Source organism: Pseudomonas sp. LBUM1660 (assembly GCF_059695935.1).
The window spans coordinates 2,777,632-2,801,727 of the sequence record NZ_CP166795.1; the positions used below are offsets into that span (position 1 = coordinate 2,777,632).

Genomic DNA, 24,096 nt, shown 5'->3' on the forward strand with positions numbered 1-24,096 from the left:
TAACTTAGTGTTTTAACAGGCAATAAGAAGTTGCCGAATTCCCTATTAAGGAAAACGTTGTTGGAAGGACTTTGAAGTGCCTTCAGGTCAACTGAATGTGCGGGCTCCGCGGGTCAGGCCGAGCATTCGCGCAATGCGCCGACTCGGTGGTTCCTGGCTGTCGTCGAAGTTCCAGCGTTGCTGAAGCCGGCCCGTCATCGGGCAGACGCGCCAGTTGGCACGAGGGTGTGCCTTGGCAGGGGCAGAAGGGGTGGAAAACGGGGCATTGACCCGTGTCGTCAACAGACGCTCACGGCACAGCTTGACCCGCATGGTCGATGCAAAGGCGCGCACGCCCGGCATTACGGTGGTTTTGAAGTTCATAACATGCCTCTGGACCGGACGGACGCCGGTGAGGCAAGTTACGGAGGAGCATCAAGCTCTGGCGCAGCTCACCCGACCGATAAGTCGAGTCCCGTCATTGACCGGATTATGTGCCAGGTTCCGCGAATTCGCAGTGACCCGACAGCGACTAGATACTGTGTCCATTGGATTCTTTTGTGAGTTGAAAAAAGGCCTTCGTCGAAGGCCCGGGCAATTTACTCAGGGAGGTCGGTGAAGTCAACCTTCAATGCCCGCTAAATGCCGAGTTGAATGGAAAAACGTCGAATCTTTATATTGAAGTTGAAAGCGGTTCAGCTAAATGACAGTTAGTTGCAACCTGTGATTAACGAGAGAAACGTTTGCGATAATCCCTCGGCGAAATTCCGAGATTGCGCTGAAAGGTAAAACGCATGCGTTCTTCATCGCCAAATCCGCACTGAGTTCAACCTTCAAACGACGAAATGGCCACCAACCCCCTAAATGCCCTCCTGCTTACAACATTCCCTGTAGGAGTGAGCCTGCTCGCGATAGCGATCGGTCAGCCAACGTCGATGCTGAATGACCCACCGCTATCGCGAGCAGGCTCACTCCCACAGGTGTCACTCGTGACTATCCAGAACAATTGTATTGTCGATAGCTGTCTGTTTCGGCGCAGACGGGCTGCGTACCTTGGGTCCACTGCAACCTCACAAGGACCCGCTCATGCTCACCCGATTGGTACTGCCGTTTGCCCTGTTGTTCACCCTCCATGCCGCCCACGCGGCGGATAGCGAAAAATGGTATCCCTCGAAATACGGCGCCAACGACGAAATCGGCGCGCTGAACCTGCTGAACGCCGAGTCGGTGATCAACGCCTCCAAACTGATCAAGACCGGCAAAACCTATCCGCTGGCCGTGCCCATCGACAAAACCCTGCCAGCCTTCCGTCATCGCAGCTTCCACCTGACCAACATCCAGCCGGGCGAAGCGGGCGGCACCACGATGGGGCCGAACAAATTCACCTTCAACGATGAACTGGTGGTCGGCTGGACCGGTGTCGGTACCCAACTCAACGGTATCGGCCACATCGGCATCGACAACGTCTACTACAACGGCAACCGTGCTGCGGACTTCGTCACCGTTGAAGGCGTGAAAAAACTCGGCATCGAAAAAGTCCCGCCCATCGTCACCCGTGGCGTGGTGCTGGACATGACCGCCGTATACGGCAGCGCCATCGTGCCGGAGAAAACCGAGTTCAGCGTGGCCGACATTCAGAAGGCACTGGACCTGCAAGGCATCAGCATCCAGAAAGGCGACGTGGTGCTGTTCAACACCGGTTGGCTTGAACTGCTGGGCAAGGACAACGAGAAATTCCTCGCCGTGGAGCCGGGCATCGGCATGGCGGCGGCAAAATGGCTGGCGGACAAACAGATCGTTGCGTTCGGCGGCGACACCTGGGCTTCGGAAATCTATCCGGCGAAAGACGGCCAGGAATTCCCGGTCAACCAGTTCATGCTGGCCAAGAACGGCATCTACAACCTTGAGCTGATCGACAGCCGCGCGCTAGTGAAGGACAAGGCCTGGGAATTCATGTTCGTCCTCGGACAGCCACTGTACAAAGGCTCGACCCAGGTCAACATCAACCCGGTCGCAATTCACTGACATCAGCAGTGGTAACGTAGAAACGTCCACCAACTTATTCACTCAACACCACAGGAGCACCCTCATGGATTTGGCTATATCGGGGCGCTGGGCGATTGTCTGCGCTTCCAGCAAAGGGCTGGGTCTGGCTTGCGCGCGCGCCTTGGCGAAGGAGGGCGTCAACCTGGTGATTAACGCGCGCGGCAGCGAAGCCTTGCAGGTCGCCGCCGAACAATTGCGCAGCCTGGCGCCGTCCATTGACGTGCGCACGGTGACCGGCGACATCAGTGATCCGCAGGTGCGAAAACAGGTGCTGGCGGCGTGCCCGCAGGTCGACATCCTGATCAACAACGCCGGTGGCCCGCCGCCGGGGGACTTCCGCGACTGGCAGCGCGAAGACTGGCTGAAGGCGCTGGATGCCAACATGCTCACGCCCATTGAGCTGATCAAAGCGTGCGTCGACGGCATGGCCGAGCGCGGGTTCGGACGCATCGTCAACATCACCTCGGGCGCCGTCAAAGCGCCGATTGATGTGCTGGGGCTGTCCAATGGCGCCCGTAGCGGATTGACCGGATTCATCGCCGGGCTCGCACGGCAGTCGCGGCTGGCCGGGCACAACGTGACCCTCAACAACCTGCTACCCGGACCGTTCGAGACCGAGCGTTTGCACAAGACCTTGAGCGCGGCCGCCGAGGCCAATGGCGCCAGCGTCGAGAGCGTTAGCGAACAGCGGCGCAAAAACGTACCAGCCCAGCGCTTCGGCCAGCCTGATGAGTTCGGTGCGTATTGCGCGTTCATTTGCAGCGCCCAGGCCGGTTTCCTCACCGGGCAAAACCTGTTGCTGGACGGCGGCAGTTACCCGGGAACGTTCTGATTGTTTGGCTTGAAAGGAGCGCAAGCAGGTGAGCGTCGATATCGAATGCGTGGTGGTCGGCACCGGAGTGGTCGGCCTGGCGCTGGCTGATCGGCTGGTGCAACGCCTGACACCGCAATCCTTGTAGCAGCTGTCGAGCCCCGGCGAGGCTGCGTTCGGCGACGAAGTCGTCGTAAAACCTGCGAATGGGGACTTCCTGAAAAACCGCGTCGCCTGATTTCACGACAGCTGCGCTGCCGAACGCAGCCTCGCCGGGGCTCGACAGCTGCTACAAGTCGAACGCAGCAACTGCTACACCCGCCGCGTTGCGGTGAAGTGCCGGTTATCAGCGTTCACGCTGCCACCCGCCGAGCGGTCTATGCTTGCCAGTGCGCCCATCGTAATGGGAGAACTCTGATGATCAACATACGCACTGCCCGCATGCTTGCCGATTACCAGCAATGGGCCGATCAGCGCCTCTTTGACAGCCTGGCCGCGCTGCCGCCGGGGGAGGTCAACAAAGAGCGGGTGTCGGTGTTCAAAAACATGATCGGCACCCTGAACCACATCTACGTCGTGGACTGCATCTGGCAGGCTCACCTCGAAGGCCGAGGGCACGGCTTCAAAACCTCACACGATCTGCTGCATCCCGACCTGGCTGGTTTGCGCATGGCGCAAAAGGAGATCGATCACTGGTATTGCAACTGGAGTGCCCGACAGACCGAGAGGTCGCTGGATAAGCCCGTCGAGTTCACGTTTGTCTCGGGCGAGAGCGGCACCATGAGCGCCGGCGCGATGCTGCTGCACGTGGTCAATCACGCCAGTTACCACCGTGGCTGGGTGATCCAGATGTATTTCGACATCCCGGCGATGCCACCGATGACCGACATGCCGATCTTCCTGCGCGAGACCGACCCGGATTTCAACGCGCTCAGAGCACCGGCAGTTCAGCCGACATGTGTTGCGCAATTCGCGAGCGCAACCAACGTTCTGCCGGATCGTTATCGTTGACCCCGTTCCAGACCATGGACAGTTCGGACAGCACGATGTCAAACGGCGGGTCATCGGCCCGCAACTGGTTGCTGCCTTCGATCAGCGCACACGCCGCGTAATCTGGCACCGTGGCCAGCATATCGGTGCCGGCCAGCAAGGCGCGCAGTCCGGCGAACTGCGGCACCGCCAGCACCACGCGCCGCGAACGGCCGATGCGCGCAAGATCGTTGTCGATGGCACCGGTCAAATCCCCGGAAAACGACACCAGCGCGTGAGGGCGTTCGCAATACGCATCCAGGGTCAGGGGACCGGGACGGTTATCGCCACGCAGAATCTTCACGCTCAGATCCCGCAGTTTCTTGCGCTTGGCATTGGCCGGCAGTTCCGTCGTGTAGCTGATCCCGACGGAAATTTCCCCGGAGGCGAGCATCGGCGACATCAGCAGGTAATTCACCCGTCGCACCACCACCACGACGTTCTGCGCCTCTTCGCGGATTTGCTTGAGCAGCGGCGGAAACAGGCCGAATTCGGCGTCGTCGGACAAGCCGATACGAAACACATCGCGGCTGGTGGATGGATCGAAATCCTTGGCCCGGCTGACCGCGCCGGAGATGGTGTCCATCGCCGGCTGCAATTCCTTGAGAATCACCAGGGCGCGCTGCGTCGGCTCCAACACCCGGCCATTGCGCACCAGCAACGGGTCGTCGAACAGATCGCGCAACTTGGCCAGCGAAGCACTGACCGCAGGCTGACCGAGGAACAGTTTCTCCCCGGCCCGGGTCAGGTTCTTCTCGAACATCAACGTTTCGAAAATCACCAGCAGGTTCATGTCCACGCGGCGCAGGTCGTTGCGGTTCATGTGGGGTTACTCGCAGGGTTTTGGGGTCTTTTCAGTAAAGCACCAAAGCCTGGGGCGAGGGAGCTTGCTCCCGCTCGAATGCGCAGCAGTCGCAAATCCTGTGCATGCTGTGTACCTGATTGATCGCGGTTACAGGTTTTGGGGCCGCTTCGCGACCCAGCGGGAGCAAGCTCCCTCGCCACAGGGTTTTGTGAGTTCCACGAGAAAAGGGGACGCATCTATTTATCTGTCCGCTGGGCCGCGAAGCGGTCCCAAAAAAAGGGACCGCTGCACAATTCAACGTCAGTTATTCACTCACCACAGCAAGCGGCACTTATTTGGGCAGATCAATCGTATCCAACACCCGATTCGCCGTGATCTCGGCCATCATGATGCTGTTGGAAATACCCAGCAGGGCGTAGCGCGACTCTCCCTCCAAGTGATCCACCAACTGGTGGACCATCACGTCGACCGAGGCGAGTATTTCGACCAGATAAACCGCCAGGGTTTCGGCCGTGGCCTCGGGGTCTACGGAGAACAAAGTGCTGCGGGTTCGCGGGGTGGCTTTGATGTCGGCGTTTGATGGGAAATGGAAGTCGAGCGCGCGCTCGGCGGCCTCGTTGAGTTTTTTGAATCGGGTTCGTAGGGGGAGACCGGGTCGGTTTCAGGTGGGTTGGGCGTTACTTTGAACATATGCTGAGTTTCCAGGTTGGGTGCCACCCCTCTTGCGACTAAACGTAAGGGGAGGCAGCTGCACGCAGGTTAGTCGACCGGGAAACTCAGCAATCCGGCGCGCCCGAGGGCGCCCTGCGTACAGCCACCATCAAGTGCAGGAACGAAGACCTGCATGACAGATGCATGCACAACTGAGTTAACGCGGGCGACTAAACCCGATCACTGATGAGCAGTGACGGGAATCAAGTTACCAAGCGGCCCCTAGGCGCACAAGCCGGCGGATTCTGGCGTAGCCGTAGGCAACGGCGCAAGGATTTGTAGCTTTCAGGAAGTATCTTTGAGGGTGTTTAAACAAGCACCGTTTCTGGCTTAAACAGACGAACGCGACAGCATCTATTCATCCACCCAGCTTTGTGGGTTGCACAGATTGAGAGGTCACCACCACTTCATCTGTGGGTCAAAGCACAAAACCGCGATGAACAAATCTCATGCGTGGGATTTGCGCTGTTCGGGCCGGACCCTTCGCGAGCAAGCCCGCTCCCACAGGGGGACGCATTCCAAATGTGGGAGCGGGCTTGCTCGCGAAGAGGCCCGTCGACCCAGCGCAAATTTAGCTGCTGTGAACCGGCTCCGATTCCGTCAGCACCTTCCTGAACGTCTCCACCAGCGGCCGCAAATTGATCCGGTGCCACGCCGCCCACAGCGGTCTTGTGAAGCAAATCCACGGCACTTCCCGCAGGACCACGCCCGGCGGTGCATTGCGGCTCAAGCCTTTCTGAATCATGGCGATGCCCAGTCCCGAGGCGACCAGAGCCAATGCAGTGAAGGGGCCGGTGGCTTCCATGCGGATATCCGGGGTGAATCCGGCGCGGATGCAGGCGCTGACGAAGTCTTGGCGGTTGGTGACATTCTGGTGGTGCTGCACACCGATCCACTCCTGATTGGCGAGGTCGGCCGGGGTCAATATTGTCTGGTTAGCCAGTGGATGATGCTCAGGCAATGCCAGCAACATCGGGTCATCCAGTACCTGGAAACCCAACAAATCCGGATCGTCGGCGACAGGCGGCTCACTGACCAGAGCGATATCCAGACTACGCTGGCGCAAGCCTTCGAGCTGTTCGGCGGAGCGCAGGTTGTACAACGCAACGTGCACGTTCGGCCGGTCGACGCGCAGCACCCGCAGGGCATTGGGCAAGACGCCGGCGTGCATGGCGTTTTCGATGTAGCCGATGCACAGGCCGCCTTCTTCGCCGCGACCGAGGCGTTTGCCCAGGGATTCGAGGCGGCTGGCATGGGTCAGCAGGGCGCGGGTTTCGGCGAGGAAGGTCTGGCCGTCGCAGGTCAGGCGGATGCGCTGCTGGCTGCGTTCGAACAGGGTCAGGCCCAGGCGTTCTTCGAGCTGGGCGATCTGCCGGCTCAGGGGCGATTGGGAGATGTGCAAACGTTCGGCGGCGCGACCGACGTGTTCTTCTTCGGCGACGGCGACGAAGTAGCGCAATTGGCGGATGTCGATCATGTCAGACCTGTCAGGACTTAAGTACTGCACATTATGTCTTGGACGGTCCGATCATCGCAATCTAGGATCTGCCCAACGGTCACTCAACTGACCTCTGAAACTGACGAGGATTTGAACCATGAGCTTGAAAGACAAACTGCCCGGCGCGCTGGGTTTCGGTACCGCCCCGTTGGGCAACATGTTTCGCGCCATTCCTGAAGATGAGGCTCAGGCCACCGTGCACGCGGCCTGGGAGGCTGGCGTGCGTTACTTCGACACCGCGCCGTTTTACGGTTCGGGCCTGTCGGAGATTCGCCTGGGCGCCGCGCTGGCCCGCTACAACCGCGACGACTACGTGCTGAGCAGCAAAGTCGGCCGCGTCATCCTGGACGAAATAGAAGACGCCTCGGCCCGTGACCTGGGCGAGAAGAGTGGGGTGTTCGAACACGGCCGCCCGAACAAGATCGTCAACGACTACAGCGCCGACGCGACGATGCGCTCCATCGAAGACAGCCTCAAGCGCCTTCAGACCGATCGCCTGGACATCGTCTGGGTGCACGACATCGCCCAGGATTTCTACGGCGACCAGTGGCTTGAATACTTCAACCAGGCCCGCACTGGCGCCTTCAAAGTGCTGACCCGTTTGCGCGAAGAAGGCGTGATCAAGGGCTGGGGGCTGGGCGTGAACAAGGTCGAACCTTGCGAACTGACTCTTGATCTGACCGAAGCGCAGCCGGACGGTTTTCTGCTCGCGGGTCGCTACACTCTTCTCGACCACGACCGGGCCTTGCAACGTCTGATGGACGCGGCCCTGGCGCAGAATGTCGAAATCGTGGTTGGCGGTCCTTACAGCTCGGGCATTCTGGCCGGTGGCACCCATTTCGAGTACCAGAAAGCCAGCCCGGCAATCGTCAACAAAGTCGAGCAGATCAAACGCATTGCGGCTGCCCACGGTGTCGACATCAAGGCCGCCGCTTTGCAATTCTCGTTGGCCAACCCGGCCGTGGCGGCAGTGATTCCGGGCTCCAGCCGTCCGGACCGGATTGCTGAAGACGTTGCCGCTCTGACGGCGGTGATTCCCACTGCGTTCTGGCAGGCGATGCGCGATGCGAAATTGGTGAGCGAACGCGCTCCATTGCCAATCTGAGGAGTTTGAGCATGAAGATCGATCTGACTGGAAAACTCGCCATTGTCAGCGGCAGCACCGCCGGCATTGGCTTGGGCATCAGCAAGGCGCTGGCCGAATCCGGCGCCACGGTGGTGGTGATCGGCCGCGAGACGGCCAAGGTCGAACAGGCGCTGGCGAGCATTCGCCAGAGCGTGCCGGGCGCGCAACTGCGTGGCCTGACCGCCGACCTCGGCACGGCCGAAGGTGCCGAGCAGTTGTTCGCCGCTGAACCGCGAGCGGACATCCTGGTGAACAACCTCGGGATCTTCAACGAGGTGGATTTTTTCGACACGCCAGACAGTGAGTGGACGCGTTTCTATGAGGTCAACGTGATCTCCGGCGTGCGCCTGTCCCGGCATTACGTGCCGGACATGGTCAAGCAGGGCTGGGGCCGGGTGATTTTCCTGTCCTCGGAATCCGGCATCGCAATCCCGGCCGACATGCTCAATTATGGCGTGACCAAAAGCGCCAACCTCGCGGTGTCCCACGGCCTTGCCAAGCGGCTGGCGGGGACTGGCGTGACGGTCAACGCGATCCTGCCCGGCCCGACACTGACCGATGGCCTGGAGCAGATGCTCAAGGACGCCACCGCCGAATCGGGGCGCAGCGTCCGGGAAGAAGCCGATGCGTTTGTGCGCAAGGCCCGGCCGACGTCGATCATCCAGCGTGTGGCGAATGTCGAGGAAGTCGCGAACCTGGTGGCCTACATCGCCTCACCGCTGTCCTCGGCCACGACGGGCGCGGCATTGCGGGTCGACGGCGGCGTCGTCGACAGCATGGCTATCTGAATTTATTGATTGAGAGAGAGGGTTACATGGCAAAGGCATCAGCGTTTATCGACATTCCGGCTTCGGCCGATGAGGTGTGGCAATTGATTGGCGGCTTCGACACGCTACCGGACTGGCTGCCGTTTATCCCGAAAAGCGAACTGAGTGAAGGCGGGCGGGTGCGCAGCCTGCAAACGTCCGACGGGGCGGTGGTGGTTGAGCGGTTGGAGACGTTTGATAACGCCGGAAAGACTTACAGCTACTCGATTTTGCAGGCGCCGTTTCCGGCGACGGAGTACCTGGCGACGATCAAGGTCGAGGCACAAGGGCAGGGGGCTCGGGTGACGTGGTCGGGGCGGTTTGCGCCCGTCGGTGTCAGTGAGGCAGAGGTTGAGGCGTTGTTTGCCGGGATTTATCAGGGCGGGCTCGAGGCCCTGCGGGCGAACTACCCAACCTAGCAGTACAACGCAACCTTTGTAGCAGCTGCCGAGCCTGCGAGGCTGCGTTCGGCGACGCAGTCGTCGTAAAACCTGCGAACGCGGTTTTCCTGATACACCGCAGGGTTTGATTTCACGACGACTGCGTCGCCGAACGCAGCCTCGCAGGCTCGGCAGCTGCTACGCAATGGTGCGGGGCTTCAGGTCTGTGGAATCAGGTTCTCCCCACAATCGAGTACCAACTTCGCGCCGCCCAGTTCACTGGTGCCCACTTCCAGCGCAAACCCGTGCATGCTGACAATCGCCGCGACGATCGACAGGCCCAAGCCGAACCCGCTTTTCTGATTACCACCTTCGGCACGGTAAAAACGCTGGAACACCGCTTCACGTTCGCTTTCCGGGATGCCGGGTCCTGAGTCGAGCACTTCGATTCGCGAGTGCCCAGCGTCATTGACCCCGCGCAAGATCACCTCGCCACCGGGCGGGGTAAATTTGATCGAGTTGCTCAGCAGGTTCGCCACGGCTTCAAACAACAGCGCCCGATCGCCGTTCAACATCGGTAACGATGCCGGCAATTGCAGCTTGAACACCAGCTCGCCTTCCTCCGCCAGCGGCAGGTAAAAGTCATGCAGCTCCTGCAACAACGGCACCGGATCCAGCTGCACAAAACCCGAACGCCGCTGGCGATCCTCCAGTTCGGAAATCCGCAGCAATCCACGAAACCGCGCCATCAAGGTATCGGCTTCACCGAGCACCGAGTCCAGCTGCACGGCCAGCGTCGAGCCGTCATCCGCCTGCTGCTGGATCCGGTACAACTGCGCCCGCAAGCGCGTCAGCGGTGTGCGCAGGTCATGGGCGATGTTGTCGCACACGCCCTTGACCTCGTTCATCAACCGTTCAATGCGTTCGAGCATGGCGTTGACGATGGCGGCGAGCATGTCCAGTTCATCGCGGCGGTTGGACAGCGGCAAACGCCGGGTCAGGTCACCCGCGACGATGGCTTCGGCGCTCGCCTGAATCGCACGAATCCGCCGCAATGGGCGCCGTCGCAGCAAATGCCAACCGGCGATGCCGGGCAGGATGGTCAGCGTCACGCCCCAGAACAACGCGTGCAGAATGATCCGGGTCACCGCAAACAGCGAACCGTTGTCGCGCACCAGCACCAGCCAGCGACCGTCCTTGGTCTGGGTCGCGACCGCGTCGCAACTGTCGGCGGGCAGGCTCGGGCTGTCAGATTCAGCACAGTCGCCGAGCATGTGGATCTTGCCATCCAGCGGCAAGCCCTCGGGCATGCGCTGCAGCGCACCGCTGAGGTAGCGGTGTTGAGCGTCGAACAGGCCATAGGCGTCGATACCGCGAATATCGAAGGTCATGCTGACGGCGAGGGCGTCGGCCAATTGTTCGCCCTGAAAGTGCGAAAACAGGTGCTGACGCTGCATCAGCGAGTGCTTGGCCAGGTTGTCCAGGTAGGCGGACACCTCGTAGTACATGACCCCCATCAGAATCCCGCTCCAGATCACGAACAGCGAACTGTAGAGCGCGAGCAGGCGGCTGCTGGATGAACGCCAGCCGTTAGAGGGGTTCAGCAATGACATAACCCGAGCCTCGCACGGTCCGAATCAATGGGACTTTGCCTGGCGGGTCGATCTTCTTGCGCAGCCGGCCGATGTGCACATCGATGAGGTTGGTGCCGGGGTCGAAGTGATACCCCCAGACCTCTTCGAAAATCATCATCCGCGACAGAATCTGCCCGGTGTTGCGCATGAGGAATTCCAGCAGCTTGTATTCGGTGGGCAACAGCGTCAGCAGCTGATCGTCGCGGCTGGCTTCGTGGCTGATCAGGTTCAACTCAAGATCGGCGACTCGCAGCGTAGTCGCCTGAGCGGTCACGGTGTTCTGGCGACGTAGCAGCACTTCGACCCGGGCGGCCATTTCATCGGTGGCGAACGGCTTGGTCAGGTAATCATCGCCGCCAGCGCGCAAGCCGCGCACCCGCTCATCGACGTCGGAGAGGGCGCTGATCATCAGGATCGGCGTGGCCACGCCCATGGTCCGCAGGGTGGTGACAATCGCCAGGCCATCGAGCTCCGGCAGCATGCGGTCGAGGGTGATCAGGTCATAGTTGCCGCTGACCGCACGCTCCAGGCCTTCGCGTCCGTTGTTGACCCAATCGACGTCGAGGCCGTGGCTACTGAGTTCGGCGACGATTTCCCGGGCGGTCACGGCGTCGTCTTCGATGGTCAAGATGCGGGTCATAGGGCGTGCCTGATAGTCAGTTCATGGCGGAGTGAGGGGGCATTTTGCCCATAAATGCTTGCCGACTTTCTAAATAAAACTTCACGTAAAGGAAAGACAAGAGATCGCAGCCTCGTTTCACTCGACAGCTGCTACAAGGGATACGCATTTCTATGTGGCAGCTGTCGAGTGAAACGAGGCTGCGAGCTTTTGATCTTCAATGCAGAAAACCCGCTGCTATTGCCCGTTCCTTGCAATTTGCATGAAAACTGGAAGTTCAAACTTTGTAAGGCATTGAAATTAAACAATTTATTGGATTGTCGCGACTGGCACGGTGACTGCACTTCCTTCTTTGAAGAGTTGTAACACCATCTTTCCTGCCTGGAGCGATACAACAATGAATAGATCCTCTGATGGTTTCTATCCTGCCGCAGAAGAATCAAGCACGCTCTCGGGTGTGTCCTGGGGCGCGATCTTCGCCGGTGCCGCTGCAGCGGCGGCGTTGTCGCTGATTCTGGTGCTGCTGGGATTTGGCCTGGGATTCTCGGCCGTTTCTCCGTGGGCCAACGAAGGCGTGAGTGCCAAGGGCCTGGGCATTTCAACGATCGTGTGGCTGGCGGTGACGCAAATCGTGGCGTCCGGGCTCGGTGGTTACATTGCCGGTCGACTGCGGGTGAAGTGGGCCAACATGCACGGCGATGAAGTTTATTTCCGTGACACGGCCCATGGCTTCCTGGCCTGGTGCGTGGCCACGCTGGTGACCGCAACGCTGGTCGTCGGCTCGGTCAGCAGCATTGTCAGCGGCGGCGTGCAAGCCGGGGCGAGTGTGGTCGGTGGCGCGGCGAGTGCCGCGACTCAGGCCGCTGGCACCGCTGCGGGCAATACCGACAGCGACCAGTATGGCTACTTCGTTGACAGCCTGTTTCGCGATGATCGTCCGGCTGCCGTCAGCGATGACGCCGCCCGTAGCACCGTGACTCGCATCTTCGTCCGCTCCCTGAGCAACGACGGTCAACTGTCTGCCGAAGACCGGACTTACCTGGCGCAATTGGTCGCCCAGCGCACCAACCTGACCCAGGCCGATGCCGAACGCCGTGTCGATGAAGTCTATGCGCGCACCCAGAAAGCCGTGGCCGACGCCAAGCTCGCTGCGCAACAAGCGGCTGACACCGCCGCCAAAGTCGCTGCCTGGACTTCGTTGTGGATGTTCATTGCGCTGCTGATCGGCGCGTTTTTCGCCAGCCTTGCCGCGACCTTCGGCGGTCGTCGTCGGGATGCCGTGGAGTATGTGGAAACTGACGCTTATGTGACCACCACCTCGGTGCCCCCTGTTCGCTAACCCAGGAGAATTACCATGCGCTCATTACTGCTGTTCTTTCTTGGCGTGCCCATCCCGATCATCATCCTGATCGCCCTGTTCATGCATTGATCGACTGAGGCTCATGCCTCTGCCGCTTCCGCCTCTGGTGGAAGCGGCGTTTTGCTTTCTGGCGTCCAATAAAGCGAAGATGCACCACTGTGAGAGCGAGCCTGATCGCGATAGCGGACTTTCAGTCGATGATGATGTCGCCTGATGCACCGCTTTCGTGAGCAGGCTCGCTCCCACATTTATTTTGCATTGATTCAAGAAGGGGAGAAGGACGTTGGACAAGAAGGAAATCAAACGGCAACTGCTGGCGATGCTCGACGCCGGGCGCTCCAAAACCGAGACGTTCAAGGCGTTCTCAGGTGGGGCAGTCAAGGATCGGGTGCTGGCTTACTGGATTGGTGCCCGGCCGGATCCGGCCCTGCGGGAAAAGCATTCACGCAAGGTCACCCTTCTGATCGCGCTGACCTGCATTCAGGCATTGCTGGGTGCGGTCTCCGGGTTTTACCTGGGCGCGATGATCGGCCCCGGTGCCGTGGTGTTCTTTACCCTGTTTGCGGCGTTGGTGCCGCTGGCGTTTGCCTGGGGTTTCCACAAGAACGTGGCACAGGCGTACACCATTTACGCGATTCTGACCGTCAGCCAGATTTCGCGGATGTTCAAAGGCTATGAAGAAGACCCGGTGATGACGGTGGTCAGCGTCGCAATCACCCTGGGCATGGTGATCTTCGTCGCCTGGGTGAAAAACCTGTTGTTCCCGGACCTGGGCTTCGTGGGCTCGAAAAAGGTCAAGGGCGAGTACGTGTTCTCCAACTGATCGACAGGTTGGGGTGCGGCGTCTTTCACTGGCCTGGATCAATATTCCCTTGCGCGATATCTCCTACCGTAAAAGATCCAAGCCCCTTCTGCGGCTTCGACTACATTGCTTTGACGCGCACCCTGTTGCGCTGTCGAAGTACCGGAGCGAGCTTTTTGCCTAGCCGTTGGCCCGCAAGGTGTAGTGCAGCAAGGAGCTGTGGAACCTCACCTGAACTCTCATGGATGAACATCGCAATGCCACGTTTAGAAAGAACCTTCGATATCCAGCCGCTGTCGCGTGCGGATATGACTGTGCACATCAATGGCCAGCCGGTCAGCGCCGCCCTCGGTGAAACCGTTCTCACGGTCATTCAATCCCTTGGCCTGCGCCAGGTGGCCCGAAACGATCACGATCAAATCAGCGGCGCTTATTGCGGCATGGGCGTGTGCCAATGCTGCCTGGTGAAAATCAATGGCCGGCACAAACGTCGCGCCTGCCAGACCGTGGTGCGTGACGGCATGCGGGTCGAAACCCAAGTCAACCGCCTCGTTGAGCAGGAGGGTGTATGAGCCTGCTTCCGGTGATCGTCGGCGGTGGGCCGGCAGGGATGGCGGCGGCCATTGAACTGGCCCGGCACGGCGTGCGTTGCACGTTGCTTGAAGAAGCGTCGCGGCTGGGCGGCGTGGTCTATCGCGGACCGTTGCGCGATGGCGTGCAACTCGACTATCTGGGGCCGCGCTACTCGGAAGCACTGGCCAGTTTGCATGGGGAATTTCAGGCGCACGCATCGCTGATCGATGTGCGCCTGAATCACCGCGTGGTCGGCGCCGAAGGCACGCGCGCGTTGGTGGTGCTGGACAGCGAGGAGCAGCTGCAGGAAGTCGACTATCCGCAATTGCTGCTCGCCGCCGGTTGCCATGAACGCAGCGTGCCGTTTCCTGGCTGGACCTTGCCCGGCGTGATCCTGCTGGGCGGCCTGCAATTACAAATCAAGAGCGGGGTGGTCAAGCCTCAGGGACCGGTGGTGATTGCCGGCACGGGGCCTTTATTGCCGTTGGTGGCCTGTCAGCTGCACGCGTCCGGCGTGACCGTCGCCGGTGTTTACGAGGCCTGCGCGTTCGGCAAGATCGCTCGGGAAAGCCTGTCACTGCTGAACAAACCGCAGTTGTTCCTCGATGGCTTGAGCATGCTTGCGTTCCTCAAACTGCATGGCATACCGATGCATTACGGCTGGGGCGTGGTGGCGGCGCAGGGCGAAGGAGAGCTGAATGGTGTGACCGTGGCGCCGTACTCCAGCACCTGGGTGCCAGACCTGAGCCGTGCCGAGCAGGTTGCTGCGCAAACCCTGGCGGTCGGTTACGGTTTCATTCCGCGCACCCAACTCAGTCAGCAGATGGGCCTGAACCATGGCTTCAGCGATGACGGTTACCTGCGGGCCAGTGCCAATATCTGGCAGCAAAGCAGTGAGCCTCACGTGCACTTGGCCGGTGACATGGGCGGGATTCGCGGTGGCGAAGCGGCGATGCTCGCGGGACGGATTGCGGCCACATCGATCCTGCTTCAACGGGACGTGCTGGACGCGGAATTGGCCCTGGTACGGCGCAATCGTTATTTGTCGAAACTCAAGGCCATCGTGCGCTTTCGCGCGGCGGTCGATCGCTACACCGAGCGCGGCGCCGGGCAAACCGCGCTGCCAGCCGCCGACACGGTGATTTGCCGTTGCGAACACGCGACCCGCGCCGACATCGACCGGGCGTTGGAGCAGGGCGTGCAAGACCTGGCCAGCCTGAAAATGCGCACTCGGGTGAGCATGGGCGATTGCCAGGGGCGGATGTGCGTCGGCTATTGCACCGACCGCTTGCGCGAAGTCACTGGCCGCCAGGATGTGGGCTGGTTGCGGCCGCGCTTCCCGATCGATCCGATTCCCTTTTCTGCATTCACCTGCGTCGGCATGGAGGCCGCCAATCATGAGTAAGTTTTATGACGTGGTCATCGCCGGTGGCGGTGTGATCGGGGCGTCCTGCGCCTATCAGTTGTCCAAGCGCCAAAACCTCAAGGTCGCCTTGATCGACTGCAAGCGCCCGGGCAACGCAACCCGCGCATCAGCCGGCGGCTTATGGGCGATTGGCGAGTCAGTGGGGCTGGGCTGCGGGGTGATTTTCTTTCGCATGATGTCGGCCAGCCGCAAGCGCGAAGCCCAGGGTTCGGCGGTGGTGGTGGATTCCAACACGCCGCACATCCTGCCGCCGTCGTTCTTCGATTTTGCCTTGCAGTCCAACGCGATGTACCCGGCGCTGCACCAGGAGTTGAAAGACCATCACGGGATGGATTTCAAGTTCGAAAAGACCGGCCTGAAATTCGTCATCTATGACGAAGAGGACCGCCTCTACGCCGAGCACATCGTCGCCTGCATTCCGCACCTGGCCGATCAGGTGCGCTGGCTCGATCAGGCGGCGCTGCGCGAGGCCGAGCCGAGTGTCAGCCATGAGGCGAGCGGGGCGCTGGAATTTCTCTGCGACCACCAAGTCAGTCCGTTCCGACTGGCCGATGCCTACACCGAAGGCGCGCGGCAGAACGGCGTGGACCTGTATTTCAACACCAACGTCACTGGGGTCTTGCACCATGGATCCCGGGTCAGCGGTGTGCAAACGGCCGAGGCCGGGGTGTTTCACTGCAACACCCTGATTAACGCAGCGGGCGCCTGGGCGGCGGATTTGAGTGAGCAGGCCACCGGCATCCGGATTCCGGTGAAACCGGTGAAGGGGCAGATTCTGCTGACCGAGCGCCTGCCGAAAATCCTCAACGGCTGCCTGACCACCAGCGATTGTTATGTGGCGCAGAAGGACAATGGCGAGATCCTGATTGGAAGCACCACGGAGGATAAAGGCTTCGACGTGACCACCACCTACCCGGAAATTGCCGGGCTGGTGCAGGGGGCGGTGCGGTGTATTCCCGAGTTGGCGGACGTCAACCTCAAACGGACCTGGGCAGGGCTGCGGCCGGGGTCGCCGGATGAGTTGCCGATCTTGGGTCCGATGAACGGGGTGGAGGGGTATCTCAATGCCTGTGGGCATTTCCGCACGGGGATTCTGACGTCGGCGATTACCGGGGTGTTGCTGGATAAGCTGGTTAACAACGAATCGCTGCCGCTGGATATCTCACCGTTTTTGGCGGATCGGTTTGAGGTGCAGACCGTTGAGCTGAAGAAGTTGGCCTGACATTAGACCGCGTTATCGTTCTTCGCGGGCAAGCCTCGCTCCTACAGGTCCGGTGCCCCCTGTAGGAGCGAGGCTTGCCCGCGAAGGCGGCATCACCATCACCCAATAACTCAAACCTTACCCGCTTCCCGCTCCTCCATCTGATCCGCCTCAAACAACCGCGCCAACTCCGCCCGGGCTTCCTGGGCGGTCTGCAGCACCTTCGCCGCATCGTCATAAACCGCATGCTGAGCCTCCAGCACCTGTTCATCGTGATGCTTGAAGCGCTTGATCCGCGCGTCGGCTTGCGCCTGGGTCAGGCCCAGTCCGACCAGGGTGCGGCGGCTCATTTCCAGGCTCGAATAATAGGTTTCGCGAATCGCCTCGGCGCCGAGGTCCACCAACCGGTGCACATGCTGACGGTTACGGGCCCGGGCGATGATTTTGATGTGCGGATAGAGCTTGTGCACCACCTCGGCGGTCTTGATGTTGGTGTCCGGGTCATCGGTGGCGATGACAAAGTATTCCGCCTGCTCGACCTTGGCCGCGCTGAGGATTTCCGGGCGCATCGGATCGCCGTAGAACACCGGCACGCCGCCGAAGCTGCGGGACAGTTCGATGGTTTCCACCGAGGTGTCCAGCGCCACGAACTTGATGTTTTGTGCCCGCAGAATCCGCGCCACGATCTGCCCCATCCGGCCCATGCCGGCGATCACCACGCGCGGGGTGTCGGTGTCGATTTCGCGGAATTTCTCCGGCACCACCACGGGCTGCACCTTCGGCGAATACAGGCGGGCGCACAGCAGCAGCAACAGCGGTGTGACGGCCATGGACAGGGTGATCGTCAGCACCAGCAAATCGTACAGGCGCGCCTCGAACAAACCCTGGTCGCGACCAATCTTGAACACCACAAACGCGAATTCACCACCGGCCGCCAGCACAATGCCCAAGCGTATTGCGCTGACTTTGCCCAACCCGCCGGCCAATCGGCCCACTACAAACAGCAGCGGCAGTTTGATTGCGATCAGCAACAGGGTCAGGCCCAGCACCGTGATCGGCGCGCTGAGCAGCAGGCTCAGGTTGGCGCCCATGCCGACGCTGATGAAAAACAGCCCCAGCAACAGGCCCTTGAACGGTTCGATCTGCGCTTCCAGTTCGTGACGGTATTCAGAGTCCGCCAGCAGCAACCCGGCGAGGAACGCCCCGAGCGCCATCGACACGCCCACCAGGTCCATCAGCCACGCCGTGCCGATCACCACCAGCAACGCAGTGGCAGTGGACACTTCGGGCAAACCGGTCTTGGCCACCACGCGAAACACCGGACGCAGCAGATACCGCCCGCCGATCACCACCACCGCGATGCTGCCCAACACCCGCAGGCCGTGATTCAAATCCTCGGCCGCCGTGGTGGTGTGATCGCCGCCCGCCAGCAGCGGCACCATGGCAATCAACGGGATCGCGGCGATGTCCTGGAACAGCAGAATCGCGAACGCCAAGCGTCCATGAGGGCTGGTCAGTTCCTTGCGCTCGGCCAGGCTTTGCAGGCCAAACGCGGTGGACGACAGCGCCAGGCCAAGGCCGAGGACGATGGCGCTGTTCAGCGGCTGGCCGAAGACAAACAGCGCCAGCACGCCGATCACCGAAGCGGTCAGCAACACCTGCGCCAGGCCCACGCCAAACACCGATTTACGCATCACCCACAAGCGACGCGGCGACAATTCCAGGCCGATGATGAATAGCAGCAACACCACGCCGAGCTCGGAGATGTGGCTGACGCTTTGTGGATTGCCGATCAAACCCAGTACGGACGGCCCGATAATGACCCCGGCAAACAGATAACCCAGCACGGCTCCCAATTGCAGACGTTTGGCCAAGGGCACGGTGAGCACTGCTGCGAACAGAAACACGACAGCGGCTTGCAACAGGTTGCCTTCATGGGGCATGACAAAACTCCATCTACTCGGTACGGCGGAGTGCCAAGGATAAAGGGTGAGGCTTCGGGCGTCAGCCATGGGCATGAATTGATGTTGACTGATAGGTCGCTTTCGCGAGCAAGCCCGCTCCCACATTTTGACCGTGTTCGTCTGGACAACTCGGTCGACTGTGGGAGCGGGCTCGCTCGCGAAAGCGGCCGAATGGACAACCAGTGACTCAGATAAACCCCTCAATATGCGCCATCCCCCGAGCTACATACGCTCAGTCCACTGCAGAATCATCCCGACAGTAAGGAATGATTCAACACAGGCGCAGTCGGAGTACAGGTGCCACGAATTTACTGGAGGTTCATCGATGAACAACAAGACCCTTATCGCCAGCCTCGCCCTTGTCGCAGGCCTCGCCGGTATCAGCCCCCTCGTTCAGGCGGATGACCCACCCGCAAAAACCGTCCAGCCCGGTGTCAATAACACCCGCGAACTGGTGGTCGGCGACCGCGCGCCGGACGTCTACCAACGCACTGAAAAAGCACTGCGTAACTGGAAAGCGAAAGGCCTGAAAGCACCGAAGGAACAGGCGCAGTGGGTGCAGATCAATGACAAATACATGATGGTGATGGTCACCAACGGCACGATTGTGGACATCACGCCGGTGGAGCGTTAGGTCGAACGGACTATTCGCTGTGAGCGCGCACCGGGCTTTCAGTGCCCAACCGGTACTGATTATTCCCGCTCCGCTTAGCCTCATACATCGCCAGATCGGCAATATGAATCAACCGGTCCATGCTCGGCGCGTGGTCCGGGAACACCGCGACCCCCAGGCTGGTGCCGATGTGGCGCTGGTCGTTGCCGATGGTGATCGGCGGTGACAGTTCAACGAAGATTTTCTGGCAGATGGTGCGAGCCTCGTCTTGCAGGCTGACGCCTTGGGGCAACCCTTGCAGAATGACCACGAATTCATCGCCGCCGATCCGGGCGACGGTGTCGGTTGAGCGCAGGATTTTCTTCAACCGCGTAGCGGTAGTGATCAGCACCCGGTCGCCGGCCGCATGACCGTAGTGGTCGTTGATTGCCTTGAACCCGTTGAGATCGACAAACACCAACGCCACCCGTGTGGCGCTGACGCGTGCCTGTTCGAGCGCTTCGCACAGGCGCTCTTCAAGCACCAGGCGATTGGGCAGGCCGGTCAACGGGTCGTAATGAGCGAGGTGTTGCAGGTAACTGGCCGAGGCTTTTTCCTCGGTGATGTCGCGTACCACACCCATCATCTTGATGGTGGCGTCATGGTCGTTCTTGACCACGTTGCCGGTTTCCCGCAGCCAGCGAATGCTGCCGTCGGGCCAGACCACGCGGTATTCCTCGTCATGGTTTTCACCGGTTTCCAGGCATCGCAACTCCCCGGCCCGGACGTTGGCCCGGTCGTCCGGGTGTACGCAGGCGCAGAACAGTGCGTAGGAGGGCGTCACCTCGCCGATCTTGAAACCGAACATTCCGTAGATCGCGTCCGACCAGTAGAGTTTGTCGGTGTCGACATCCCAGTCCCAGGTGCCGATGCGGGCGAAGTATTGGCTGCGCTTGAAACGCTCGGCGTCGCCGTCCTGGCGGATGTGCAGGCCTTCGGACAGGCTGGCAATCAGCGCGCGATGCTCGGCCAACTGCTTTCGCAGCGAGCGCTCGCGGCAGATCAGCGCAATGATCAGGGCAAGCATCACTGAGCCGATGGCCGCACTGGGCCAGACGTCATTCATTCAAAAATTGCCATCGTGTCGTATTGGTCCGTGTGCCGTGGTGTTGCTTATCTTAGTTGAGGTTAATGCCGGGAACCGCTCGTATGGGTTGCCAATGGCGCACAATTCTGGGAAAACGGCGCCCATTACACCCTGTCGGGTGAGGGAACAATAGAGTGAACGTGATGAATGATGAATTGCAGGTAATCGATCTTGAAGTGGGCGACGGCAAAGCCGCCGTCAAAGGCGCAATGATAACCACCCAATACCGCGGCTGGCTGGAAGACGGCACCGAATTCGATTCGTCCTACAGCCGTGGCAAACCGTTCCAGTGCGTGATTGGCACGGGGAGGGTGATCAAAGGCTGGGATCAGGGAATCATGGGCATGCAGGTCGGCGGCAAGCGCAAGTTGCTGGTGCCGGCGCATTTGGCCTACGGCGAGCGGACGATGGGGGCGATCACGTCGAATTCGAATTTGATTTTTGAGATCGAATTGCTGGAAGTGCTGACGCGGGATGATTGATTGGCGCGTGGGCAGAAATGGCATGTGCAGCGAGGAGGCAAGCCCCTCGCCGCAATCAAACAGCTTTCCCCACTATTCCCGCACGCCTATGAACAGGTCCAGGTCAGTCGGTAGCTGCACATCAATGGCTATGGCGATTTTTATAATTTGTTCGGCAGTCAGTAAACAATCTCCATAGGCGCTTTCATCAAGATTGTTCCTGGACTGGCCCCTGCTAAACCGGACACCAATACCCCGTTAAATTGATGCCGCTGCCAAACGCCTAAACTCCCGCGGTGAACGGTATTTTAGAGCGCTGTGCGGATGCTCCTCGTTGTAATGCTCAAAGGCAACCGTCAGGTTGCGCAAGGCGGTTTCCCGGTCAGGTTTGGGCATGTGCGCGACGTAGTCGCGCTTCATCGTTTTAACGAAGCTCTCGGCCATGCCGTTGCTCTGCGGGCTGCGCACCGGTGTCGTCACCGGCTGTAAACCGATCTGTCGGGCAAACTGGCGTGTCTGTTCAGCGATGTAGGCCGAGCCGTTATCGCTCAGCCATTGCACCGGGGTGGCAGGCGGTTCTTCACCGAAGCGTGTTTCCACCGCTTCCAGCATCAGATCGCGGATATCGTCGCCGCTGTACCCCGTCGGGCTGGCCACCCAGCCGATGGCTTCGCGGTCGCAGCAGTCCAGGGCGAAGGTCACGCTCAGCTTGTCGCCGTCTTCACAGCGAAACTCAAACCCGTCAGAGCACCAGCGGGTATCGCTGGTGGCCACTGCGATGCGGCCTTCATGGCGGCGCGCCACTCCGGGCTGTTTAATTCGACGCTCCAGCAGTAACTGATGATCGCGCATCACGCGATAGACCCGTTTGACGTTGATTGGCGCCTGACTTTGTTGTTCGCGCCGACGACGGAGCAAACCCCACACACGGCGGTAGCCATAGCTGGGCAACTCACTGACTTCAGACTGAATCTCTTTGACCAAAGCGGCATCGTCCATTCTTGGACGACGCCTTGCGGGCCGTGCAGCTGGCTTGAGTCGAACCGTTAATTGCGAGCGCGCTACACCGAGACTTTCACTGATCAGCTTCACAGGTCGTCCCCCGGCAACAAGGGTGAGTGCGCAATCCATTTTCGCGACCGAGCAATCTCCACGGCTTCCTGAAGGATCTCGACTTGCATGGTTTTCTTGCCCAGCATCCGTTGTAACTCACGGATCTGTTTGAGTGCGTCGGCCAATTCAGAAGCCGGCACTACGGTCTCTCCGGCACTGACCGCCGAGAGGCTGCCATTCTGATAAAGCTTGCGCCATTGGAAGAGTTGGTTGGCATTCACGCCATGGCGCCGGGCCACGACCGAAACACTTTGTCCTGGTTGCAGACTCTCGCGAACCATCGCCAGCTTTTGCTCTGGGCTCCAACGGCGACGACGCTCCTGGCCCAGCAGCTCCCCACCCTTATCACTACTATTAGTCATATACATAACCGTTTGCCTATCTCTTATCTTAAGGGGGAAACGGTGTCCTGTCTTTCATGGGGCTCGTCCAGTTCCAGCCAAGTACACTCATTATCACGTCTTCAAATTCAGGCAGAACGGTCAGTTCGTACCTTAAGAAGTCACCCTCATCATCACCTTTTGAGAATCCACTGATCCAAAAAACATAGTGGGTCTGCAGATCTATTCCCGATGGGTCCTGGCAGGTGTTGCAAGCCTGGTGCCCGTCGCCTGACGCTGGGAGTTGAGCTGCAGGTGTGTCTGTCTTGCTAGTCATGAGCGTCCTTGTTTCAACTTTTGTAAACGATGCGGACGCTATAGCAATGGGCATTAAATGGATGTAGGTTTTTTCTGAAATATTGGATTGGTGTTGCAAATTATGATGAGGGAGGGCTCCCTCACCACAGATTCCCGCTAGCCTTTCGGATCAGAGCTGAAACGTCTCCCGATACGCATACAAACCTGGCGTTCCTCCGGTCATCACAAACAGCAGATTGTCACCGCGCTGGAAGCGTCCTTGCCTGAGATCACCCAACAGCCCGGCAAACGCCTTCCCGGAATACACCGGATCAATCAACACGCCTTCAGCGCGAGCCATCAGGCGCACCGCGTCGAGCATGGCGGGCGTCGGCAGTCCGTAACCGTCACCCAGCTGACTGCCGTCAATCACAATCTCTGACGCGTGAACGACGGCGTTGCTACCCAATAACGTCAGTGCGTCCTGGGTCAATCGTACGGTGCTGTCCGCTGACGTGTCCCGATCAGACAAGACCGAATACGATTTGACGATCGACGTTCCCCGACCTACCCAGCTGATTAAACGCACCACCCGGCGGCAATCCATCACGGCCGAAGGGCGGCTGTTTTACGAAGAAGCCAAACTGGCCCTGGAACAGGTGAAGTACGCGTTCAGTCGGGTGGAAGCGTCCAACCTGGAGCCCAGCGGCCTGCTGCGCATCACCGCGCCGATGAGTCTCGGCGTTTCCCTGGTCGGGCCGCTGGTGGCCGAATTCATGCAGTGTTATCCGCAGATTCAGGTCGAGCTGATTTTGAGCAATGAAGTGATCGATCTGTACGAGACGTCATTCGATCTGGCGTTCAGGATTTCCGAGCTGATTGGCGTCAACCTGCTGGCCACGCCGTTGCCGCCGTATCGCATGGTGATCTGCGCCTCGCCCCGGTACCTGGAAAAATGGCAGGAACCGAAGTCCCCCGAGGACTTGCACCGGCACCGAATTCTCACTCATACGTCCTGGAACAACCGGTTTGCCTGGCCCCTGAGGAACGGCACCAGCGAAGTGCCCTGGCCTGAAGGCGCGGTGTTGAAGAGCAATGACGGTCAGGTGTTGTTGCAGGCGGCCGTGGCCGGGGAGGGGATTTTGATGCAGCCTGATTTTCTGGTGGCGGCGGCGTTGGCGAGCGGTGAGTTGGTTCGAATCATGGGCGCCTATGTTCCGCCGCCCAAGCCGGTGCAGATGGTGTATCCACGCTCGAGGAAGTCACTGCCGAAGCTGAAGGCGTTTGTCGAGTTTGTTGCGGATCGATTGGGTGACAGGGCGGTGAACTGCGGATCCAGATGATGTAGCGGTTTTTAGGCCCTCATCGCGAGCAGGCTCGCTCACACAGGGGATCT

General features: G+C 60.0%; 24 protein-coding genes and 2 pseudogenes. 14 read left to right on the forward strand and 12 right to left on the reverse strand.

The window, feature by feature from the left end:
- Window positions 1-87 precede the first annotated feature (87 nt).
- Window positions 88-363, reverse strand: coding sequence for a hypothetical protein (locus ACA068_RS13125; protein WP_497310206.1), 276 nt, complete (start codon window positions 361-363; stop codon window positions 88-90).
- A 702-nt stretch (window positions 364-1,065) separates the two neighbouring features.
- Between ACA068_RS13125 and ACA068_RS13130 the strand changes: the two genes are divergently transcribed.
- From ACA068_RS13130 to ACA068_RS13140, 3 genes are all read left to right on the forward strand, one after another.
- A complete protein-coding gene (locus ACA068_RS13130) occupies window positions 1,066-2,004 on the forward strand; it encodes a cyclase family protein (RefSeq protein WP_497310207.1) in 939 nt (312 codons plus the stop codon).
- A 64-nt stretch (window positions 2,005-2,068) separates the two neighbouring features.
- A complete protein-coding gene (locus tag ACA068_RS13135) occupies window positions 2,069-2,857 on the forward strand; it encodes an SDR family oxidoreductase (RefSeq protein WP_497310208.1) in 789 nt (262 codons plus the stop codon).
- A gap of 396 nt (window positions 2,858-3,253) precedes the next feature.
- Entirely contained in the window at window positions 3,254-3,847 is a 594-nt protein-coding gene (locus ACA068_RS13140) for a DinB family protein (protein ID WP_497310209.1), read from the forward strand.
- Here ACA068_RS13140 and ACA068_RS13145 read toward each other — a convergent pair.
- From ACA068_RS13145 to ACA068_RS13155, 3 genes and pseudogenes are all read right to left on the reverse strand, one after another.
- Complete coding sequence (locus ACA068_RS13145; RefSeq protein ID WP_497310210.1) at window positions 3,768-4,688, reverse strand: LysR substrate-binding domain-containing protein; 921 nt, start codon at window positions 4,686-4,688, stop codon at window positions 3,768-3,770. The two genes, ACA068_RS13140 and ACA068_RS13145, sit on opposite strands and share 80 nt — an antisense overlap.
- A 313-nt stretch (window positions 4,689-5,001) precedes the next feature.
- Window positions 5,002-5,360 (reverse strand): annotated as a pseudogene (locus ACA068_RS13150) (DUF6124 family protein).
- Window positions 5,361-5,952: 592 nt separating this feature from the next.
- Window positions 5,953-6,858, reverse strand: coding sequence for a LysR substrate-binding domain-containing protein (locus ACA068_RS13155; RefSeq protein ID WP_497310211.1), 906 nt, complete (start codon window positions 6,856-6,858; stop codon window positions 5,953-5,955).
- Window positions 6,859-6,976: 118 nt separating this feature from the next.
- On the opposite strand from ACA068_RS13155, the gene ACA068_RS13160 reads away from it, so the two are divergent.
- From ACA068_RS13160 to ACA068_RS13170, 3 genes are read left to right on the forward strand one after another with little or no spacing between them, the layout of a single operon-like run.
- On the forward strand, window positions 6,977-7,984 hold the full coding sequence (locus ACA068_RS13160; protein ID WP_497310212.1) for an aldo/keto reductase: 1,008 nt from the start codon (window positions 6,977-6,979) through the stop codon (window positions 7,982-7,984).
- Between the two features lie 11 nt (window positions 7,985-7,995).
- The gene (locus tag ACA068_RS13165) at window positions 7,996-8,793 is read left to right on the forward strand and encodes an SDR family NAD(P)-dependent oxidoreductase (RefSeq protein ID WP_214384449.1); all 798 of its coding nucleotides are present in this window, start codon (window positions 7,996-7,998) and stop codon (window positions 8,791-8,793) included.
- A gap of 26 nt (window positions 8,794-8,819) precedes the next feature.
- Complete coding sequence (locus ACA068_RS13170) at window positions 8,820-9,230, forward strand: SRPBCC family protein (protein ID WP_497310213.1); 411 nt, start codon at window positions 8,820-8,822, stop codon at window positions 9,228-9,230.
- Between the two features lie 179 nt (window positions 9,231-9,409).
- Here the strand turns inward: ACA068_RS13170 and ACA068_RS13175 are convergent, their stop codons facing one another.
- Entirely contained in the window at window positions 9,410-10,804 is a 1,395-nt protein-coding gene (locus tag ACA068_RS13175; RefSeq protein ID WP_497310214.1) for a sensor histidine kinase, read from the reverse strand.
- Window positions 10,782-11,465 carry a response regulator transcription factor gene (locus ACA068_RS13180; RefSeq protein ID WP_010455216.1) on the reverse strand — a complete coding sequence of 228 codons (684 nt, stop codon included), beginning with the start codon at window positions 11,463-11,465 and terminating at the stop codon, window positions 10,782-10,784. The genes ACA068_RS13175 and ACA068_RS13180 overlap by 23 nt, the downstream gene beginning before the upstream one ends.
- A gap of 376 nt (window positions 11,466-11,841) precedes the next feature.
- On the opposite strand from ACA068_RS13180, the gene ACA068_RS13185 reads away from it, so the two are divergent.
- From ACA068_RS13185 to hcnC, 5 genes are all read left to right on the forward strand, one after another.
- Complete coding sequence (locus ACA068_RS13185; protein ID WP_497310215.1) at window positions 11,842-12,783, forward strand: hypothetical protein; 942 nt, start codon at window positions 11,842-11,844, stop codon at window positions 12,781-12,783.
- A gap of 304 nt (window positions 12,784-13,087) precedes the next feature.
- Window positions 13,088-13,627 carry a hypothetical protein gene (locus ACA068_RS13190; protein WP_497310216.1) on the forward strand — a complete coding sequence of 180 codons (540 nt, stop codon included), beginning with the start codon at window positions 13,088-13,090 and terminating at the stop codon, window positions 13,625-13,627.
- Window positions 13,628-13,863: 236 nt separating this feature from the next.
- Entirely contained in the window at window positions 13,864-14,178 is a 315-nt protein-coding gene (hcnA, locus tag ACA068_RS13195; RefSeq protein ID WP_497310217.1) for a cyanide-forming glycine dehydrogenase subunit HcnA, read from the forward strand.
- On the forward strand, window positions 14,175-15,584 hold the full coding sequence (gene hcnB / locus ACA068_RS13200) for a cyanide-forming glycine dehydrogenase subunit HcnB (RefSeq protein ID WP_497310218.1): 1,410 nt from the start codon (window positions 14,175-14,177) through the stop codon (window positions 15,582-15,584). The genes hcnA and hcnB overlap by 4 nt, the downstream gene beginning before the upstream one ends.
- Window positions 15,577-16,827 (forward strand): cyanide-forming glycine dehydrogenase subunit HcnC, encoded by a 1,251-nt coding sequence (hcnC, locus tag ACA068_RS13205; RefSeq protein ID WP_497310219.1) that lies wholly within the window; start codon window positions 15,577-15,579, stop codon window positions 16,825-16,827. Before hcnB ends, hcnC begins: the two co-directional genes overlap by 8 nt.
- 110 nt (window positions 16,828-16,937) lie before the next feature.
- Here the strand turns inward: hcnC and ACA068_RS13210 are convergent, their stop codons facing one another.
- Window positions 16,938-18,749: a monovalent cation:proton antiporter-2 (CPA2) family protein gene (locus ACA068_RS13210; RefSeq protein ID WP_497310220.1), complete on the reverse strand. Its 1,812-nt coding sequence runs from the start codon at window positions 18,747-18,749 to the stop codon at window positions 16,938-16,940.
- 346 nt (window positions 18,750-19,095) lie between these two features.
- On the opposite strand from ACA068_RS13210, the gene ACA068_RS13215 reads away from it, so the two are divergent.
- Window positions 19,096-19,404 carry an RcnB family protein gene (locus ACA068_RS13215; RefSeq protein WP_497310221.1) on the forward strand — a complete coding sequence of 103 codons (309 nt, stop codon included), beginning with the start codon at window positions 19,096-19,098 and terminating at the stop codon, window positions 19,402-19,404.
- A 10-nt stretch (window positions 19,405-19,414) separates the two neighbouring features.
- On the opposite strand, the gene ACA068_RS13220 is transcribed toward ACA068_RS13215, so the two are convergent.
- On the reverse strand, window positions 19,415-20,488 hold the full coding sequence (locus ACA068_RS13220) for a diguanylate cyclase domain-containing protein (RefSeq protein WP_497310222.1): 1,074 nt from the start codon (window positions 20,486-20,488) through the stop codon (window positions 19,415-19,417).
- 164 nt (window positions 20,489-20,652) lie between these two features.
- On the opposite strand from ACA068_RS13220, the gene ACA068_RS13225 reads away from it, so the two are divergent.
- On the forward strand, window positions 20,653-20,991 hold the full coding sequence (locus ACA068_RS13225) for an FKBP-type peptidyl-prolyl cis-trans isomerase (RefSeq protein WP_497310587.1): 339 nt from the start codon (window positions 20,653-20,655) through the stop codon (window positions 20,989-20,991).
- Window positions 20,992-21,063: 72 nt separating this feature from the next.
- Here ACA068_RS13225 and ACA068_RS13230 read toward each other — a convergent pair whose 3' ends face one another.
- The 4 genes and pseudogenes from ACA068_RS13230 to ACA068_RS13245 form a co-directional block, all read right to left on the reverse strand.
- Window positions 21,064-21,222, reverse strand: a complete 159-nt coding sequence (locus ACA068_RS13230; RefSeq protein ID WP_497310588.1) for a pyocin S6 family toxin immunity protein — start codon at window positions 21,220-21,222, stop codon at window positions 21,064-21,066.
- A 6-nt stretch (window positions 21,223-21,228) separates the two neighbouring features.
- Window positions 21,229-22,445 (reverse strand): IS3 family transposase gene (locus ACA068_RS13235; protein WP_497304932.1). Its coding sequence is split into 2 segments (ribosomal slippage): window positions 21,229-22,100 and window positions 22,100-22,445, totalling 1,218 coding nucleotides; the frame shifts between segments, so codons are not numbered across the junction.
- Between the two features lie 28 nt (window positions 22,446-22,473).
- Window positions 22,474-22,794 (reverse strand): pyocin S6 family toxin immunity protein, encoded by a 321-nt coding sequence (locus ACA068_RS13240; RefSeq protein ID WP_497310589.1) that lies wholly within the window; start codon window positions 22,792-22,794, stop codon window positions 22,474-22,476.
- A gap of 96 nt (window positions 22,795-22,890) precedes the next feature.
- Window positions 22,891-23,271: pseudogene (locus ACA068_RS13245) on the reverse strand (pyridoxal-phosphate dependent enzyme); the annotation flags it as partial.
- On the opposite strand from ACA068_RS13245, the gene ACA068_RS13250 reads away from it, so the two are divergent.
- Window positions 23,216-24,043, forward strand: a complete 828-nt coding sequence (locus ACA068_RS13250) for a LysR substrate-binding domain-containing protein (RefSeq protein ID WP_497310223.1) — start codon at window positions 23,216-23,218, stop codon at window positions 24,041-24,043. The pseudogene ACA068_RS13245 and the gene ACA068_RS13250 sit on opposite strands and share 56 nt — an antisense overlap.
- Window positions 24,044-24,096 lie beyond the last annotated feature (53 nt).